Origin of the sequence: Streptomyces sp. NBC_01237 (genome assembly GCF_035917275.1) — a bacterium.
Lineage (GTDB): Bacteria > Actinomycetota > Actinomycetes > Streptomycetales > Streptomycetaceae > Streptomyces.
Window position 1 is genome coordinate 298373 of sequence record NZ_CP108509.1, and the last position, 17140, is coordinate 315512.

13 protein-coding genes are annotated in these 17140 nt (G+C 70.6%); 5 read left to right on the top strand and 8 right to left on the bottom strand.

Features of this window, described 5'->3' with window-relative positions:
* Positions 1 to 21: 21 nt before the first annotated feature.
* Positions 22 to 939: a PaaX family transcriptional regulator C-terminal domain-containing protein gene (locus tag OG251_RS37745; protein ID WP_326681782.1), complete on the top strand. Its 918-nt coding sequence runs from the start codon at positions 22 to 24 to the stop codon at positions 937 to 939.
* A 260-nt stretch (positions 940 to 1199) separates the two neighbouring features.
* Here OG251_RS37745 and OG251_RS37750 read toward each other — a convergent pair whose 3' ends face one another.
* The 3 genes from OG251_RS37750 to OG251_RS37760 form a co-directional block, all read right to left on the bottom strand.
* Positions 1200 to 1652: a hypothetical protein gene (locus OG251_RS37750; RefSeq protein WP_326681783.1), complete on the bottom strand. Its 453-nt coding sequence runs from the start codon at positions 1650 to 1652 to the stop codon at positions 1200 to 1202.
* 64 nt (positions 1653 to 1716) lie between these two features.
* Positions 1717 to 3294, bottom strand: a complete 1578-nt coding sequence (locus OG251_RS37755) for a flavin-containing monooxygenase (RefSeq protein WP_326681784.1) — start codon at positions 3292 to 3294, stop codon at positions 1717 to 1719.
* A 1086-nt stretch (positions 3295 to 4380) separates the two neighbouring features.
* Positions 4381 to 5577, bottom strand: a complete 1197-nt coding sequence (locus OG251_RS37760) for an MFS transporter (RefSeq protein ID WP_326681785.1) — start codon at positions 5575 to 5577, stop codon at positions 4381 to 4383.
* A gap of 174 nt (positions 5578 to 5751) precedes the next feature.
* On the opposite strand from OG251_RS37760, the gene OG251_RS37765 reads away from it, so the two are divergent.
* Positions 5752 to 6738 (top strand): phosphotransferase family protein, encoded by a 987-nt coding sequence (locus OG251_RS37765; RefSeq protein WP_326681786.1) that lies wholly within the window; start codon positions 5752 to 5754, stop codon positions 6736 to 6738.
* Entirely contained in the window at positions 6735 to 8132 is a 1398-nt protein-coding gene (locus OG251_RS37770; protein WP_326681787.1) for an MATE family efflux transporter, read from the top strand. The genes OG251_RS37765 and OG251_RS37770 overlap by 4 nt, the downstream gene beginning before the upstream one ends.
* A 114-nt stretch (positions 8133 to 8246) precedes the next feature.
* Here OG251_RS37770 and OG251_RS37775 read toward each other — a convergent pair whose 3' ends face one another.
* From OG251_RS37775 to OG251_RS37790, 4 genes are all read right to left on the bottom strand, one after another.
* Positions 8247 to 9209, bottom strand: coding sequence for an ATP-dependent DNA ligase (locus OG251_RS37775; RefSeq protein ID WP_326681788.1), 963 nt, complete (start codon positions 9207 to 9209; stop codon positions 8247 to 8249).
* A gap of 4 nt (positions 9210 to 9213) precedes the next feature.
* Complete coding sequence (ku, locus tag OG251_RS37780; protein ID WP_326681789.1) at positions 9214 to 10179, bottom strand: non-homologous end joining protein Ku; 966 nt, start codon at positions 10177 to 10179, stop codon at positions 9214 to 9216.
* Between the two features lie 405 nt (positions 10180 to 10584).
* Positions 10585 to 11133: a GNAT family N-acetyltransferase gene (locus OG251_RS37785; RefSeq protein ID WP_326681790.1), complete on the bottom strand. Its 549-nt coding sequence runs from the start codon at positions 11131 to 11133 to the stop codon at positions 10585 to 10587.
* Positions 11134 to 11201: 68 nt separating this feature from the next.
* Entirely contained in the window at positions 11202 to 11444 is a 243-nt protein-coding gene (locus tag OG251_RS37790) for a hypothetical protein (RefSeq protein ID WP_326681791.1), read from the bottom strand.
* A 944-nt stretch (positions 11445 to 12388) separates the two neighbouring features.
* On the opposite strand from OG251_RS37790, the gene uppS reads away from it, so the two are divergent.
* Both uppS and OG251_RS37800 read left to right on the top strand, forming a co-directional pair.
* A complete protein-coding gene (gene uppS / locus OG251_RS37795; protein ID WP_326682757.1) occupies positions 12389 to 13087 on the top strand; it encodes a polyprenyl diphosphate synthase in 699 nt (232 codons plus the stop codon).
* On the top strand, positions 13084 to 14544 hold the full coding sequence (locus OG251_RS37800; RefSeq protein WP_326681792.1) for an oxygenase MpaB family protein: 1461 nt from the start codon (positions 13084 to 13086) through the stop codon (positions 14542 to 14544). The genes uppS and OG251_RS37800 overlap by 4 nt, the downstream gene beginning before the upstream one ends.
* Positions 14545 to 14638: 94 nt before the next feature.
* On the opposite strand, the gene OG251_RS37805 is transcribed toward OG251_RS37800, so the two are convergent.
* Positions 14639 to 17140, bottom strand: coding sequence for an ATP-dependent Clp protease ATP-binding subunit (locus OG251_RS37805; protein ID WP_326681793.1), 2502 nt, complete (start codon positions 17138 to 17140; stop codon positions 14639 to 14641).

Below are 17140 nucleotides of genomic sequence, written 5' to 3' on the forward strand. Positions count from 1 at the left end.
ACCAGAAAGGCCCGCCACTTCATGACCGACTCGCTCCACACGCCGACAGCGCCCGTCCGGGTCCCCACCCGCATGCTGGTCGAGGCTCTGATCCGTACCGACCACACGGTCGACGCCGGCGAGCTCTACGCGACTGCCGACCTGCTCGGCATGACCGACCAGCAGGTACGTCTGTGCATCAAGCGGCTCGTAGCAGAGGGGCGCTTCGTCCAGGAGGGCAGGGGGCGCAAAGCACTGCTCCGGGCGACCGGCGCTACCGCGCAGGCCCTGGGGCCGGACGTCGAGTTCGTCGCGCACGCTTTCCGGCAGGACGCGGGCCTCGCCCCCTGGGACGGCATCTGGCACCTGGTCGCCTTCGCCGTACCCGAAGACACCCGCACGGCGCGCGACACACTGCGTACCGTTCTCACCCGGCTCGGTGGCGCCCCTGTCCAGGGCGGCCTCTACGTCAGCGCCAACGCGTGGGAACCCTACGTCGAGGACGAGGCTCGCCGGCTCGGCATCCACGGCCGCCTCACCCTCCTCACCACTGACGACCTGCGTCAGGGTGATGTGCGTGATCCGGTCGCGCTTGCCCGCAGCTTGTGGCCGCAGGACGAGATCGCCGATCGCTATCGGCACCTCGCTTCCGTGGCCGAGCCGCGGCTGCGCCTACTCCAGGACGAGGCCGCCCCCTCCTCGCTCCAGCAGCTGACCATCGCGGTCGAACTGGCCGCCGAATTCAGCCATGCGATGGAGCCCGACCCTCTTCTGCCGCCCGAGCTGCTCCCCCGGCCCTGGCCGGGATCCGAGGCACGCCGGCTCGTCGCACAGTGCTGGCAGCTCCTGGAACGGCTGGGGCAGTCCCGCACAGCTGCGGAGCAGCACGTCCGCCTTTTTCGCCTCTACGACGAGGCTGCCGGGAGGACCGGGTCCGCAGGGCGGCGCCGCGACGGATGAGTACGGAGCCGGGTGCCGGATGCGGGACGTGAAAGCCGTGTGCCGGCCGGGCCATTCCTCGTCGTAGGGAGTGACTTTGAGCTGGGTCGGACCGCAGATCCCGCAGCCGGTCCATCGTCTGCGCGAGGGTGGGAGCGTGCAGGCGCGCCTCGCGTTCCCGTGCACGCCCAGCACGTCCCACTCGTTGTCGTGATCGTGATGTGCGTTCATGAGTCCTTCAGTTCACCGCCGGTATGTCCGGCTCCTGCCACAGGAGTCGATCACGTGCGCCCGTGACGGCCGGGGGCGCGCAGCAGCAGGCCGAGCGAGACCAGCCCGGCTACGGCCGCCAGCAGCGTGGACCAGAACCAGAAGGTCACCCAGGTATCGGGGACCGGCAGCAGCAGGACCAGCGCGGCTGGATAGACGATCATCAGCCGACGCAACCGGCGCTCCGCGACGAGCTGTTCACGCAGACGTCCGCGGGCTCCCCCGGCCGCCGGGCCCGTTCGCCCGGCGGGTATCAGCTCGTCGGCGATGGTCCGCCGCCACGTGTGCACGGTGGCGCCGGTCATCGTGAGCAGGAGGCCGAGCCCCAGTAACTGGAACCAGTCGGGCACTCTGGGGTGACTGGGCGTGGTGAACAGCAGCATGGGCACCGAGAACAGGACTGCGCTCAGCGCTTCGACAGCGAAGAGGCGGGTGGCCGGAGTACGGCTCAGCGCGGTGGGCACGATCAACACCCTGAGCGGGGCTCTCCGGCAGCTGCGGGCACGGGGACGCGTCACGATCCTGGACTCACCCTTCCGAGTTCCGTGCGGCCCGGCCTGACGGCTGAGGACGCGGCGGGGCGGCGCCCTTCACCGTCAGCACGTACTGCCGCGGGTCGAAGGCTCGCGTGCGACGACGGAATCGCCATGTCGGTTCGGGCCAGATGGACGTGATGCGACCGGTGCGGTCCTGGTACCAGCCGACGCAGCCGCCGGCGGCCCAGACGGTGGGCTCCATCCGGCTCTGCAGCTCCGCGTTGAAGGCGTACTGGGCCTCGGCACGGACTTCCACGGCGGCCAGGCCCCGGCTGCGCATCAGCCGCAAGCAGCTGAGCAGGTAGTCGATCTGTGACTCGATCATGTAGATGAGGCTCGTGTGGCCCACGCCGGTGTTGGGACCTGCCATCAGGAAGAGATTGGGGAATCCTGCGACCGTGGTGCCGAGGTGGGCCTGCGGGCTGCCTTCCCAGACCTCGCTCAGGGACCGTCCGTCGGCGCCGAGGACCTGCTGCGCGTACGTGGCGTCGGTGACGCGGAATCCGGTTCCGTAGATCAGTACGTCCACCGGGTGCTCGAAGACGGCGTCTCCGTCCCGCGCCGCGCCGGTGGGTGCGGTGAGCACCGCACCGGGCCCGATGCTCGTGATCGGATCAGCGACCACGTCGACGTTGGGCCGGCCCAAGGCCGGGTAGTAGTCGTCGGACAGCAGGACCCGCTTGCAGCCCAGTGCGTAGTCCGGGGTCAGTTTGGCTCTCATGCCCGGGTCCGCGACCTGACGGTGCAGGTGGCCAAGTGCCTCGCGTCGGCCGAGTGCGGCCATGGTGCGGTTGCCGAGCAGAGCCGGCAGCGTCGCCTCCCGGGCCGCGTACTCCCAGCCGCGAGCCAGTCGCTGCACCGGCGGTGCCAGCCGGAACAGACGTTGCTGCCATGGCGGGACGGCCCGGTCGCGCCTCGGCGCGATCCAGGGCGGAGTGCGCTGAAATACCGTCACCTGCCGTGCCGTGCGCTGCAGGTGAGGGACGAACTGGATGGCGCTCGCGCCGGTCCCGATCACTCCCACCCGCTTGGTGCTCAGATCCAGGCCGTGTCTCCATCTGGCGGAGTGGAACGCCTCGCCGGTGAAGCGGTCGAGCCCGGGCAACGAAGGAACGGCCGGTTCCGACAGCGGGCCTTGGGCCAGCACCAGCAGCCCGGCGGTGAGCGGACCCGTGCTGGTCCGCAGGTCCCAGCGCCGGCGCCCTGGATCCCAGGCAGCGCGTCGCAGTTCGCAGCCGAGCCGCAGATTCGGCGTCAGGCCGTACTCGTCGACGCAGCGCCTGAGGTACTGCCCGATCTCCTCGCGCGGGGCGAAGCGCCGACTCCACGCCGGATTGGGCGCGAAGGAGAACGAGTACAGGCGCGAGGGAACGTCGCAGGCGCACCCGGGATAGGTGTTGTCCCGCCATGCGCCGCCGACCTCGTCGGCCCGCTCCAGTATCAGCACATCCCGGTGGCCCTCCTGCAGCAGCCGTACGGCCGTACCGAGCCCTGAGAATCCCGCGCCGACGATGACCACGGATACATGGCGTCCGCGCGGAGCCGTGTCCGGGCGCTGTGGGTTGGTCATGATCCTCCTCCATCAATATTCCGCTCACTCTAAAACCGATCGTATAGCATTCGATCGTATCTAATGAGAGAGGGAGGGTGGATGAGGAATCCGCCGTCCGCCGGACCCGTAGGGATCGGCGGATGGCGGCGCGAATGGCGGCCGGGCCGCCCGGAGCGACCGGGACCGCGGTGGGCATGGGCGACGGCCCCGGGCTCGGCTCAGAGGCAGCTCCGGTGCGGGAGCCGGGCGGGGCACATGACATCGGCCCCGGCCGAAGCGACCCGCGGAGTTTTCCGGTCGGCCGGGAAGCCACGTCCCGACGTACACGACGGTCGTGGTCGTGGTCGTGGTCGCCCATGGGGCCGTCACGACGCTGTTGCCCCGCACACCGTCGACCCGGTCCGCGCGTACGCCACAGCCGGGCGGGCGAAGACCGAAGTCCCTGCCTCCGTGCCGGACCGGCCGAAGCGACCCGGGGAGCAATCGCCCGTCAGCCATCGGCCGGCAGTGGTCCACCGCTGCCCCGGGCCCGTTCGCAAGCACCGCTCCGGGGCCGGCCGTTCAGGAGGCCAACTGCTCGCGCGGCCCGCAGGTGACCGTAAGAAGAAGGGAACCGCCTCGTGCCCGACCGCGACGAGCCTGCCCCAACGGCTTCGCTCGCCGGCTCTCGCATCGCTGCCGACGGGTCGGACACGACACCGAGTCCGCCGACACCCGGAGCTCGATCCACATCATCGCCGCTTTCGCCGTGTCCGACGGCCTGGACGCCGGGCTCACGGCCAACCTCGCCCAGGCTCTCGCGGTGACCCCCGAGGAGCTCACGGCCGCCATTCCCGTACGCCGGCCGGACGCCGGACCGGTCCGGGCGGATGACGTTCACGATGCGGGCCCCACCCGAACGGACGGAACGAGGGTTGCACGGGCTGATGCACTGGCCGGTTTCCGGCACCCGGAAGAGCTCCGGCCCCGTTCCGTACGCGTACGCGCAGCAGGTTCCGACGGAGTCAGCCGGCCGTTGCCCCGGGATCCGCTGCCCATGGCTGGGGCGGGACCCCTCGACGCACCGGCCGCTCTCGTCACCGTGCGGCCGTAGACCTTTTGAGTTCAACCACGGCGGTCTTGCAGGACCTTGGCGAACAGCAGCACCAGCAGCCCGGCGAAGGGGATCACCAGCAGACCCGTGCGCAGGCTGGTCGCGTCGGCGACGTGACCGACGACCGGTGGGGACAGCAGGAAGCCCAGGCGCATGAGCCAGGAGACGATCGTCAGACCTGATCCGGGTTTGAGGCCGGGCAGAGCGTCGGCTTCGTGCATCGCCGTGGGTACCAGGGTCGCCACCCCGAATCCGGCCAGGGCGAAGCCCAGGACGGTGCCGGGCAGCGTCGGCACCGCCAGTGCCAGTCCCATGCCGACCGCGGTGATCAGGCCGCCGGTCCGGGCAACAGCGCGCCGGCCGAAGCGGTCCACGAGGCGGTCCCCGATGATGCGCCCGATGAACTGGGCGCCCACCAGAGCGATGAAGCCCCAGGCGGCGAGTGCCGCGGAGGTGTGCAGGGCATCGGTCAGATACAGGGCGGCCCAGGAGTTTCCCGCATCCTCGACGAGAGTGCCCGCTGTGGCGATCAGGACGAGGGCCGCCAGCACGTACCCGACGTGCGAGGCGCCGCTTTCCCTCTCGGTGTTCCGCTGTTCCGGGCCGGTCTCTTCCGGTTCGCTGTCCGGGCCGGGGAGGCAGAAGCGCCATGCGGCCACGGCGGCGACAGCGAGGACGATCGCCGAGAGCGCGAGGTGTACGCCGCGCGACAGGCCCAGGGACATTGCTCCGGCGGCCATCAGCCCTCCGGTGACCGCGCCGATGGACCAGATCGCGTGGAAGGAGTTGAGAATCGACCGCCCGTAGAGCCGCTGCACCCGAAGTCCGTGCGCGTTCTGCGCGACGTCCGTGAGTGCGTCCATGGCTCCGCCCAGGAACAGGGCGGCCGCGAACAGCGCCACCGACGGGGCAAGACCGGCGGCCACGGTCCCCGCACCCGTCAGCAGGGTACCGACGACCGCGACCTGCGCCGAGCCCACGCGGCGGATGAGCACGCCTGCCGCGAGGCCGGCCGTGATGGCCCCCGCCGGGAACGCGGCGACCGCCAGCCCGTAGGCACCGTTACTGATCGCCAGATCTTCCTTGATCTGCGGATACCTCGGCAGCAGGTTGGCGAACAGCGCCCCGTTCGTGAAGAACAGGACGGCCACCGCGGCCCGTGCGTGCCGCCCGGCGCGGAGGCGCCGTGCCTCGATGTCGACGGTCATACGGACGACCCTAACCCCGGAAAGTACGAACGTACACTCCCCCTGGCGGTAAATCCCGACCGAGTGGTAAGTATTTGATCGGCAGCCGCGCCGGGGCCGCCCTGAAGGGGCCGGTACACGGGCGCAGCGTCTGTCCGCGACGCCACCAGCACACAGCCGAGGAGAGATCAGCGCGTGGAAAGCATCACCAAGAACAGGCAGTCGACCGCCGTCCTGCGCCTTATGATCGAGCGTGCCTACGGTGCCGACAGGGTTCCGACGGGCGACGGCTGGAGCAGCGAGCTGGGACACGGATGGTTCAACGTCGCCTACCGCATCCGCCTGCGCGACGGAGCCGAGGTTGTCCTGAAGATCGCCCCGCCGGCAGGGGTGGAGGTGATGGCCTACGAGAACGGTGCCATGTCGATCGAGCTGGCCACACTGGAACTTCTGCGCACGCGTACGTCCGTACCGGTTCCCACCGTGGACTTCGCGGACCGGAGCCGTGAACTGTGCGACGCCGACTACTTCTTCATGCCGTTCATCGACGCCGACAACCTCGGCATCATCGCCGACACACTCCCCCGCGCCGAACGCGAGGCGTACATGGAACAACTCGGCGCGCTGAACCGTGAGATCAACCTCCTTCGCGGCGAGACCTTCGGTCCGCTGGCCGGGCCGGGCGACCCGAGCTGGAGGCGAGTGTTCACGGGTATGGTCGAGGACGTACTCGTCAACGGTGAACGCCGGGGCGTCGACCTCGGCTGGGACTACGGCCTCGTCCGCGCGACCGTGGCCCAACACGCCGACAGCCTCGACGAAGTGACCGAGCCGCGACTGGTCGAGTGGGATCTGTGGGACAGCAACGTCATGGTCCGCGACGGCGAGATCGTCTGCATCATCGACCATGAACGTGCCTTCTACGGCGACCCGCTGATCGAAGCCGGGTTCACCGGGAGCCAGATGGCCGCCTTCGGCGACGCGTCACCCTTCATACGCGGCTACGGCCACGGCGAGCTGACCGGAGCCCAGCAGGTGCGCCGACGCCTGTACTGCCTCTACCTGGTTCTCGTCATGGCGATCGAAACCGTGTACCGCGGACACACCGACACCGAGCAGTACGACTGGGCCCGCCTCCGGATCGACGAGGCCATGTCCCTGCTCGGCCGCAGCCGCCGGTGACCTCCACAGCCACTGCCGCCGACCACACCACCCGCCTCGGCACGGAGCCGGTGGGCCGCCTGCTGCGGCGCGCCTGCGTCCAGACCACGGGCGCCGTCGGCGTGTACGGCATCTACGCACTGACGAACGCCTGGTTCGTCGGCTACGGCGTGGGCGAGACCGCGATGGCCGCGGTCAACCTGGTCGCCCCGCTGCTGCTGTTGCTCGGCGCGGTGTCCACCACCGTCGGCGCGGGCGGGGCCTCCCTGATCTCCCGCGCCCTGGGCGCCGGGGACCGGCAGACCGCCGCCCGCGCAGCGGGCAACACTCTGACCCTCTTCTGGATCAGCGCCGCGGCCACCACCACGCTCGGCCTGGCCTTCCTCGACCCCCTGCTCTCTCTGCTCGGCGCGCACGGCGAACTGCGCGAGAGCGCACGCCCCTACGCCGTGGTGCTGCTGGCCGGGGCCCTGGTCTCGACCGGCTTCTCCAGCCTGGTGCGCGCCGAGGGCCGGATGGGCTACTCCACCCTGCTGTGGGTGGTACCGGTCGCCGTGCAGATCACGCTCGACCCCTTGCTCATATTCGGACTGGACATGGGAGTGCAGGGCGCCGCGCTCGGCACGGTCGGCGGCCAGGCCGTCTCCGCCGCGATGAGCCTGTGGTTCTTCTTCGGACAGCGCGACCGCCCCTACCGCATCGGCCCCAGAGAACTCCTGCCCCACAGGGCGACGCTGCGGGCGCTGCTGGGCATCGGCCTGCCGTCGTTCCTGGCCGGAACGGGCGTCACGCTGCTGGCCGTCCTCGTCAACGCCACCCTCGCGGCCACCGGATCGGCCACCGCCCTCGCCGCCTACGCCGTCTGCGTCCGCCTGCAGACTTTCGTGATGATGCCGCACACCGGAGTCAGCCAGGGCCTGCAGCCCATCGTCGGATACAACGCCGGCCGCGGACTGGCCGACCGTGCCCTGCGGGCCCGCAACCTCGCGCTGGCGGCCTCCCTGCTGTACGGGCTCCTCACCGCGACGGTCCTCGCCTTCCTGGGCCGGCCTATCGCCGGCTGGTTCCTGAGCGGCGCGGACACCATCGCCACTGCCGGGCAGGCCCTGCAAGTCATCGCCCTCGGTCTGGCCGTCGCGGGGATCGCCCCACTGGTCGCGGCCTACGCCCAGTCCCTGGGCCGCCCGGCGCCCGCTTACCTCATCTCCACCGGCACTCTGCTCCTGATCAAGATCCCCCTGCTTCTGATCCTCGGCCGACTGGGCACCGGCGGCGTCTGGGCGGGACTGGCGGCCGGCGAACTGGCGACGGCCGCTGTCGCACTCCTGCTGCTTCGCCGCCTGGGCGGTCCTACGCGTCCCGCTCGCCCTCGGCCTCGACCCGGCCGGTGCGCGCCTACGAGCCCGCCCCGATGATCCGGACCGGCGGGACCGGGACGGCGGCGTACCAGGCGCCGGCCGGCCCCGCGCAAGCACGCCCCGCAGTGGGATCTGGGCAACCAGAACCCCACAGGCACCCGCCGTCCGCTGTCAGTTGGTGTCGTCGGGGGCGAGGTCGGGGCGCAGGCGGTGCCAGGAGGGGTGACGCAGGCGTCCGGCCCGGGTGCGGGTCGTGTAGCGGACTTCGCCGACGAGGCGTGGCAAAGCCCATCGCGCCCCGGTGACCGGCGGGGGCTCGGTGAAGGGGCAGGTGTCGACCGAGGCGGCGTCGAGAAGGCCGGCGAGGGTGACGCGTTCGGTGTCGCTCCATCCGGTGCCGACGCTGCCGACGTACCGCAAGGAGCCGTCCTCGTCGCGCCGGCCCATGAGGAGGGCACCGGGCAGCCCGGCGAGATGTCCGTGGCCGGGCACCCAGCCGCCGACGATGACATCGACGGTACGGACGAGCCGGATCTTGATCCAGGAGCGGGACCGCACCCCCGGCTGGTAGCGGGAGGTCAGCCGCTTCGCGATCAGCCCCTCCAGCCCAGCTTCCCGGGTCGTCTCCAGTGCCTGGGCGCCGTGACCGGTGATCGCCGCCGGTACCGACCAGTGCGGGCCCACCAGGCCGAGGGATTCGAGCGCCTCGCGCCGCTCGGTGTACGGGGCCCGGACGAGACTGCTGCCGTCGAGGAACACGACGTCGAAGAACATCAGGTGGGCGGGCACGGTCCGGGCCATGCGGGCGGCCTTCGCCGGTGAGCCGGCCAGCCCCATCCGCGCCTGCAGCCGCTCGAAGTCACTGCGTCCCGCATCGTCCAGGGCGACGATCTCCCCGTCCAGAACCATCGGCCTGCCATCCAGCACCCCGCCCAGCCCGCCGAGTTCGGGGTAGGCCGGGGTGATGTCGGCACCGGAGCGGGACCTCAGCCCCACCGTCCCGTCGCCCGGCAGGTAGACGATCACCCGCTGCCCGTCCTGCTTCACCTCATAGGCATACCGGCCGTCCGAGGACGGCGGTGGCAGGCGGCCGGGAATGGCGAGCATCGGGTCGATCCGGGGCAGGACGGTCATGGCATCAGGAGGCGCTGCGCTTCTTCGCCGTCGTCCTTCCGGCGGTACTGGTCTTCTTCGCCGCGGTGGACCTCTTGGCAGGGGTCTTCTTGGCAGGCGCCTTCTTGGCGGGGGTGGTCTTCTTCGTCGTGGTCTTCTTGCTGGGCCGGATCTCGTGCACCGTGGCGTGCCCGTCGTCGCTGTTCTCGCCGCGGCTCGCCCTGGCCGTCGCGACGCTCGCGTTCAGCGCGGCCATCAGGTCCACGACCTTCCCCGACTCCCCGGTCCCGGCCTCGGCCGGCTCCGGGAGCGCCTTGCCCTCGGCCTTCGCGGCGATGAGGTCTTCCAGCGCGTCGCGGTACTCGTCCCGGAAGCCGGAGATGTCGTCCAGAGCCATGGTGTCGGTGAGCTGGACCGCCCGCTCGATCTCGTCCTCGTCGAGTTCCACCGGCGCCGGGGCGAGGGAGTCGGGGCTGCGGATCTCGTCGGGCCACCGCATCGCGTGCAGCATGATCGCCCCCGACCGGACACGGAGCACGCCCAGCCTTTCCCGGTTGTGCCAGGCGAATTTCGCGACGGCGACCTTGTCGGAGCGCTCCAGGGCCTTGCGGAGCAAGGTGTACGGCTTCGCGGCGACCTGCCCGTCGATCGCCAGATAGTAGGAGTCGCTGATCCTGATCGGGTCGATGGTTCCGGCGTCGACGAACGCGACGATCTCGATCGCCTTCGCCGTGGGCAAGGGCATCCGGTCGAGCTCCTCGTCGGTCACCGTGACCGTCTGGTCCTTGGTGACCTCGTAACCCTTGCCGATCTCCTCCTGCGGCACGACCTCGTCGTCGATGGCGCAGATCTTCCGGGTCCGGACCCGGCCCATGTCCTCCAGATGCACCTGGTGGAAGTGGATCGCATGGTCCTCGGTCGCGGACACGACCTTGATCGGGATCGTGACCAGGCCAAAGCTGATGGCTCCGGTCCACAGGGGGCGCGGCATAGCTTCCTCCAGGCCCCCCTGGCGGCTGGGCGGAATGCGGGCCGGAAGCGCCGGAAGGAAGAGCAGGCCGGTAGGGCCTGGCGCGGTCGGGCCGCTGCCCGTACTCCGATCCTCACGCCGCGCCCGGCGCACCGCATCCGGACCAGCGGGCACCGGATGCCCCCGCCCCCGACCGGACAGCCCGCCGACAGAGCTACGAAGAAGAACGAGCTGAGCTTCACGAAGGTCCCGGGGGATCTCACCGAGACACACCCCGATAGCACCAATGCTCGAATACCGGACCTCGATGAAACGTCGACCACGCCCGGTGTGGTGTCTGTCGGCATGCGGGCGACCACCGTCCGGCCCACTGCCCGGCAGCCTGTCGGTCCTGAGGTGACCGGTGGCTGGAGCAGGGGGGCGAGCTCATCCGGACAGCGCGCCCGGGGACCGCACGCCGAACCACTGCTCGGCGCCGTACTCCTCGAACCGCGCCACCTCGGTGAAACCCAGCTTCGCCGCGAGGCGCCTCGCGCGCTCGTTGGCGGTCTGGGTGCAGAGCACCACCGGTTCGCCGGGAAGGGTGTCGGCGAACCAGTCGAGTACCGCTGAGCACGCCTCGGCGGCGTACCCGTATCCCCACGCCTCCGGCAGGAGCAGATAGCCGAGCTCGGCCTCCCCGGCATCCGGACGGACGTGCCCCGGACGCTCCGCGTCGCGCCGATCAAGCGTGATCATGCCGATCATCGCTCCGTCGAGATCGATCACGAAGAGGCCAGTGCGCCGCCCGGGCACCTCGGGCACCGCACGCCCGAGCTCGTCACGCGGTCGGGGCCCACCCGTATAGGTGCCCACCTCCGGCGAGGCGAACAACTCGATGAACGCCACGCGGTCTTGGGCCTCGGACGCGCGGAGCACGAGCCGCTCGGTCCTGATCGGGACAGGTGGCCAGACGACGGGTCCGAGGGCAGTCATGGCGGGCAACCTACCTCACACCCGTCGGCTCGACCGTCGACCGGCCTTGGACAGTTCCGGCCGGCGGTTCAGGCGGCTCTCCGTTCGCGCTGCTCCTGGCGGTGAGCCAGCCGCCGCAGCTCAACCCGGGCGGCCGGGGTCCGGCCCGACGGGGTGGACCAGAACGGATGCCACTGGATCCGGGAGGACAGGTCCAGGAGGCGGCGACGCAGGGCGGTCATATGGCGGGGGCGGGGCACGGCGAGCTGCTGATAGGTGACGAGCCAGTCGCGCTGCGCCCGGACCAGGTCGTCGGGGAAGTGGAGGGTCATACTCCAATTAGAGCACTTGTTCGATTTCGAGCGCGACCCGGTTCGGAGCGCTCCGCCCCAGCCCGACATGGGCGCCACCTGTAGCCGGTACTTCCACGCCTGCGCACCCCACACCCGCATCACCTCGCTGCCGGCCCCCCTCGGCCTCAGGCGCTACAGCCCTGTACGTGCCGGGGACTGCCTCCACGACAAAATGCAGGCCATCCTCGGTTGACGTTCGACCGCCCCTCGGCGGGCAATCCCGGTGGGGAAATCAGCGTACGGCCAGGGCTCCCGTCCGCCGGGCCGGGAGTGTGGACACCCACACCCACCCGACGGGCGGGAGCAGCAAACCCACTTCGCACCGCGGCGGCCCGATTCCGGCTCGTACCGGCCCGGCCGTGTCGCCGAGACCGCGAGGCCGGGTACCGGACCGTGACGCGCCCCCGGCGGGCCGGGCTCCAGCCCCTCCAGCAGTTCCACCCTGGAGAGCATCGAGGTGTCTCTGCCCTCGACAGGGAGGCTGCGACGTGCCGTTCCAAGTATCCGGAGCGGTGTGTGGCCGACATGTGCTCCGTGTCGGCGCCCGGACGGTAACGCGCTGTGCCCAGGATGCTCAAGCAGTGCACTTCGAAGGCCCAACTCGTCACCTGCACAACCGAATCGGGAAAGGTTCTGTACGCGAGTTCCCGCTCCAGCACTCCGACAGATTCGAACGTACGAGACAAGGGTGACGGCCACTCGTTCGGCCGATCAGAACCCGTTCGCGCTGCCAGACTCCCGGGAGGCAACGCGCCGGTGGGGCGTGGGCGAAGCGGGAGCGGCGAGGCAGGGTGGGTGTGACGGACCACGACGTTCCGCGAGTACGCGCGGCGACGGAGGAGCGGCCGGGCGGGCGACAGCGCGGTGGCGGACCCGACGGGCAGCGGCGGAACGAGGGGGCGCCGCCTGCGGGGCCGCGGCACGTGGCCTGCGTGATGGACGGCAACGGCCGTTGGGCTCAGCGCCGTTCGCTTCCCCGTACGGCGGGTCACCGGGCCGCGGAGACCGCCGTGATCGACGTCATCGAGGCGGCCCGGTCCGCCGGCGTGGAGTGGCTCAGTCTGTACGCCTTCTCCACCGAGAACTGGAACCGCCCTGGCACCGAGGTCGAATTCCTGATGCGTCTGGTGCGCCGGGTTGTGCGCAAGCATGCGCCGCTGCTGCTCGCGCGCGGTATCCGCTGCCGCTTCCTCGGGGTCACCGATCCCCGCATCCCCCGTGAACTGGCCCAGGACTTCGACGACCTGGCGGTGCTGACCGCCGAGAACCGGGGGATGACGCTGACCGTCGCCTTCGACCACGGCGGGCGCCGGGACATCGTCGAGGCCGCAAGGTCGCTGATCCGCAAGGGGACGCCCGCCGACGAGGTGACCGAGCGGCTCTTCGCGGACCATCTGCCTTTCCCCGACACCCCCGATGTGGATCTGGTCATCCGCACCTCCGGCGAGCAGCGCATCTCCAACTTCATGCTCTGGCAGGTCGCCTACGCCGAGTGGATCTTCCCCGAGGTTCTCTGGCCGGACTTCAGGGCTCCCGAATTCCTCGCCTGCCTGCACACCTACCGGCGCCGCGACCGCCGCTTCGGCGGCGTGCCCGCCCAAACGAACGGAGAGCCATCATGACCACCGAAACCACGGGCATGGCCGACGAAGCCCCCCTGTTCGGCCCGAAATCACAGTTCGGCGCCTTCTTCGACGACCCGCGCTGGGCCCTGGCCATAATCCGCGCCACCGTGCTGGAGGCCGCCCACCCGCAGATCGGCGCCGCCCTCGTCGACAACTCCACCTTCGTCGCCCACCCCTGGCGCCGGCTGCGCAACACCTTCCTCAGCATGCGGCGCATGTTCGGCACCGACCCGGCCGTACGCGAACGGGAGGCCGCCCGGCTCAACCGGCTGCACACGCGCATGAGCGGCTCCGACTCCCGCGGCCGCGCCTACGACGCGATGGACCGTGCGACCCGCGCCTGGGTGGTCGCCACCCTCTTCGAGAGCGCCGTCACCATGTGCCGGCTGAGCGGCCAGCCGCTCGACCAGAACACGATGGAGCGGATGTACGCGGAGTACCGCGCGTTCCTCGCCGCGCTCGACGGCGACGCCGCAGAACTCCCCGAGGACCTGAGCGACTTCTGGCGGTACTTCGACCGGGTCGTCGAGAACGAGCTGGAGAACACCGAGGCGGCCCGCGTCATCCTCTACCGGCTCTTCGACCACCTGCCCGCCCCCGCGCTGCTCGACGGAGCGCCGACACTGTGGGCGGCCGGCCGCGCTGTCGCCGGTCCACTCCTCGGCGCGATCACCGTCGCCTCGCTGCCCGAGCCCTACCGGCGCCGGGCCGGCCTGCCCGAGATGCCCGGCGCCCCCACCCTCATGCAGGGCGCCTACCTCGCCGCCGGGCTCACCCGGTTCCTGCCCGAGGGCTGGATCAACGCCGAGAGCATCATCGAGGCCCTCTCGCTCTCGCCCGACAGCGACGACCCCCGCGCCCGCACCGTATCCGCCCTGCGTGCCCGCATGAAGCGGGCGTCGGCCCTGCTCCGCCTCCTCACTCCACTGAGCGGCGACACCAACCCCGAGCCGGCGCCTTCGGCGGGCACAGAGGAGAACCGACGCCCGGCGGAGGAGTTCTTCCGCCGAGTGCTGGACCAGACCGGCGACGGCCACCTCGACTGGCCCGACCTCGCCGCCATGGCACGCGAACTCGCCACTCGCCTCGACCTGGACGAACCCGAGGAGACCAGGCTCTACGACGCCTTCGCCGCCTGGTGGCGCGAGCTCCAGGCCGCCCTCGACACGGACGGCGACGGCCGCGTCAGCGCCGAGGAGTACGCCACCGCCGTCCCGTCCCTCGCCGGACCCGCGCTCATCCGCGTTGCCGAGGTCCTCTTCGACGCCACCGACAAGGACGGCGACGGGAGCATCGACGCGGACGAGTACCGCACCCTCTTCCGGTCCGCCTTCCACCGCGAGCTCACCACCGACGGCGCCTACGGCCGGAGCGCCTTCGTGGGCGACTTCCTCTCCTTCATGGCGGGCCGCCGCTCGGGTACCCCGTACGACCCCCTCCTCGCCGACGCCTGACGCACCGGCCGGGATCCGCTCCACAGCGGTCCGTACACGGGGCGGGGCGGGACCGGCACTCCGCGCTGGGCCGGGTACCGGCGGTTCGGGTGTGTCAGCTCCCGGCTCCGCTGCTGACGGTGCAGTGGAGCGAGTCGTCGATCACGTCGGCGGTGATCGTGTCTCCGGGCTCGGCGTCGCCGCCGAGAAGGAGTGAGGCGATCCGGTTGTCGAGTTCCGTCTGGATCGTGCGGCGCAGTGGGCGGGCGCCGAACTCCGGCTGGTAGCCGTGCGCGACCAGCAGCTTCTTCGCCGCCTCGGTGACTTCCAGCCGCAGGCCCTGTGCGTGGACGCGGTGCTTGCTGCGGTCCAGGAGGTGTTCGACGATCTCCGCCAGGTCCTTCTCGGTGAGGCTGTGGAAGACGATGATGTCGTCGATGCGGTTGAGGAACTCGGGCAGGAACCGGCCGCGCAGATCGCCCATCAGTTCGTCCTTGAGCTCGGCCGCGTCGCCCTCGTGGGCGAGGATGCGATGGGCGCCGATGTTCGAGGTCATGATGATCACGCAGTGCCGGAAGTCGACCGTGCGGCCCTGCCCGTCGGTGAGCCTGCCGTCGTCGAGGATCTGGAGGAGCGTGTTGAAGACGTCGGAGTGCGCCTTCTCGACCTCGTCGAACAGGACCACGCTGTACGGGTTGCGCCGCACCTTCTCGGTGAGCTGCCCCGCCTCCTCGTAGCCGACGTACCCGGGGGGCGCGCCGACGAGCCGGGCGACCGTGTGCTTCTCCTGGAACTCGCTCATGTCGAACCGGATCATGCGGTCCTCGTCGCCGAACAGCAGGCCGGCGAGGGTCTTGGCGAGTTCGGTCTTGCCCACCCCCGTGGGGCCGAGGAAGAGGAACGAGCCGACGGGCCGGTTCGGATCCCCCATGCCCGCGCGGCTGCGGCGCACCGCCTCGGAGACCGCGGTCACCGCCTCGTCCTGCCCGACGACCCTGGTGTGCATCTCCTCCTCGAGCTTGAGCAGCCGCTCCTTCTCGTCGGCGGTGAGCTGGGAGACCGGGATGCCGGTGCGGCGCGATACAACGTCGGCGATGTCGATGGCGGTGACCGAGACGACACCCTCACGGCGCTCCTCGACTCCCGCGAGCTCGCCCTCCGCCTCGGCGATCCGCCGCTTCAGTTCCGAGGCCCGCTCGAACTCCTCGCCGTCCACGGCCTGGTCCTTCTCACGCCGCAACTTCGCCAGAGCGTCCTCACGGCTGACGACCTCGGTGGAACGGACGGCGCTCCGCAGACGCACCCGGGCACCGGCCTGGTCCATCACATCGATGGCCTTGTCGGGCAGGAACCGGTCGCTGATGTACCGGTCGGAGAGTTCGGCCGCCGCCGTCAGCGCCCCGTCGGCGAACCGGACCTGGTGATGGGCCTCGTACACATCACGCAGACCTTCGAGGATCTGCACCGTCTCCTCGACCGTCGGCTCCGGGATCAGGACGGGCTGGAAGCGCCGCTCCAGCGCGGCGTCCTTCTCGATGTGCCTGCGGTACTCGTCGATCGTCGTCGCGCCCACGACGTGCAGCTCACCGCGCGCGAGGGCGGGCTTGAGCATGTTGCCCGCATCCATCGAGCCCTCGCCCGTCGCGCCGGCGCCGACCACGGTGTGCAGTTCGTCGATGAAGAGGATGATGTCGCCCGCTGCCGCCTGGACATCCTCGATGACCTTCTTCAGCCGCTCCTCGAACTGCCCTCGGTACTGGGCGCCGGCGACCATGCCGGACAGGTCGAGGGAGACGACCCTCTTGCCCTTCAGCGTGTCGGGCACCTCGTCCGCCACGATGCGCTGCGCCAGACCCTCCACGATCGCGGTCTTCCCGACGCCGGGCTCGCCGATGAGCACCGGGTTGTTCTTCGAGCGACGCGAGAGGATCTCGACGGTCTGCTCGATCTCCTCGGCCCGGCCGACCACCGGGTCGAGCCTGCCCGCTTTCGCTTCCTCGGTCAGGTCCCTGCCGAATTCGTCGAGGGTGGTGGCGGGCTGCTCATGCCGGTTCCCGGCGCCGGGGCCGCCGCCGGCGGAGTGCGCCGCGCGTTCGGTGAGGCCGCGGAGTCTTTGTACGTCGGTGTCGTCGGCGCCGAGGAGGCGACTCGCTCCGGAGTCGACGTCGGCGAGGAGGGCGGCGAGGATGTGCTCGGGGCCGATGTATGACACACCCGCCTCCTGCGAACGGCCGTAGGCAGCGGCGAGGGTGCGCTTCGCAGCCGGGGTGAGACCGGGCTCGGCGGACGGCTCACCGGACTCCCGGGGCAGCACCTCGTCGAGCTGGGCCGCGAGCGCCTCGGGGTCCACGCCGGCCTGGGCGAGCAGCCCCCTCGCGGGTTCGACCCGGGTCGCTGCCCACAGCAGGTGCTCGGTGTCGAGGTCGGAGGTGCCGTCATCGGCGGCCTTGCGGGTGGCGAGGTTGAGAAGCTCGTGCGACGACTCCGTCAGGAGACGGCCGATCGGCACACGCTGCACGGCCGGGGGCGACGACGCCGGTGACATGCCGAAGAACCGATTGAGCATGTCGCTGAAAGGATCGGACGAACCGAAGGGTGAACCGAACGCCATCGACAT